This window comes from Nonomuraea longispora, from assembly GCF_004348345.1.
GTDB classification, from domain to species: Bacteria; Actinomycetota; Actinomycetes; order Streptosporangiales; family Streptosporangiaceae; genus Nonomuraea; species Nonomuraea longispora.
The window spans coordinates 1-960 of the sequence record NZ_SMJZ01000447.1 but is presented as its reverse complement, the minus strand read 5'-3'; the positions used below and the strand labels follow the sequence as shown (position 1 = coordinate 960).

At 72.4% G+C, this 960-nt stretch carries 2 protein-coding genes; both read right to left on the bottom strand.

Annotation, left to right across the window (positions count from 1 at the left end):
* Positions 1 to 324 (bottom strand): ArsR/SmtB family transcription factor (locus E1267_RS43875; protein ID WP_132342250.1); only part of this gene is annotated, 324 nt, incomplete at its 3' end.
* A 35-nt stretch (positions 325 to 359) separates the two neighbouring features.
* Positions 360 to 960: chromate transporter (locus E1267_RS43870; protein WP_132342248.1), on the bottom strand; the 601-nt coding region annotated here is incomplete at its 5' end.

The window sequence follows — 960 nt, the reverse complement described above, 5'->3', positions numbered from 1 at the left end:
GGACGGGACCGGGGGCGGGGCGGGATCGAGGCGCAGCGCCGGATGGAGCTCGGCGCCCGCCGCGGCCAGCGCGTGCGCGCAACGATCGAGGTCGAGGTGGTAGTAGCTGTCGCGGGCGTCGAAGCTGCTGCGCCGGGAGGTGACCAGCCCGCTGCCGCGCAGCAGCCGCAGATGGTAGGAGATCAGGTTCTGCGGGTGGCCGAGCAGGTCGACGAGCTCACGGACCCGGTAGTCGCCGGCGGCCAGCGCGGTCAGCAGCCGCCAGCGCAGAGGGTGGGCGGCCATGCGCACGAACGCCGGGGCGGCCGGGGCCGGAGGTGCCATGCCCGCAGAATACATCAAACTCATTTGATGCGTCGTCAGGAGAGCAGGGCGCGGGCCAGCCCGACGGCGGCGCCGCCGGCGATCAGCCAGGCGTTGTTGAGCCTGGTCGTCCAGAGCAGCACCAGGCTGAGCGCCGCTATGGCCGCGGTGAGCGGGTCGACGACGGCCGTACGGGCGAGCTGGTAGGAGACCCCGGCCATGAGCGCCAGCGAGGCGGCGTTCACTCCGTCGAGCAGGGCGGAGGCCCACCGGCTCGCGCGCAGCCGGCCGGTGAGCCGGGTGAGCAGCCCGACGAGGGCGAACGACGGCAGGAAGATGGCCACGGTGGCCACGAACGCGCCGATCGGCCCGGCGACGACATAACCCACGAAAGTGGCCGTGGTGAACACCGGTCCGGGGGTGACCTGCCCGATGGAGACAGCGTCGGCGAGCTGCTGCGAGGTGATCCAGCCGAGCCGCTCGACGAAGTCGCCGCGCAGGAAGGCCAGCAGGACGTAGCCGCTGCCGTACAGCACCGAGCCGATCTTCAGCATCGTGAGGAACAGCTGCGTCAGCTGGCCCCCGGTCGGGTCGGGGAAGAGGGGAGACCCGCCGAAGGTGAGCAGCGGGGCGGCGAGCAGACCTGCCGGCCGGTTC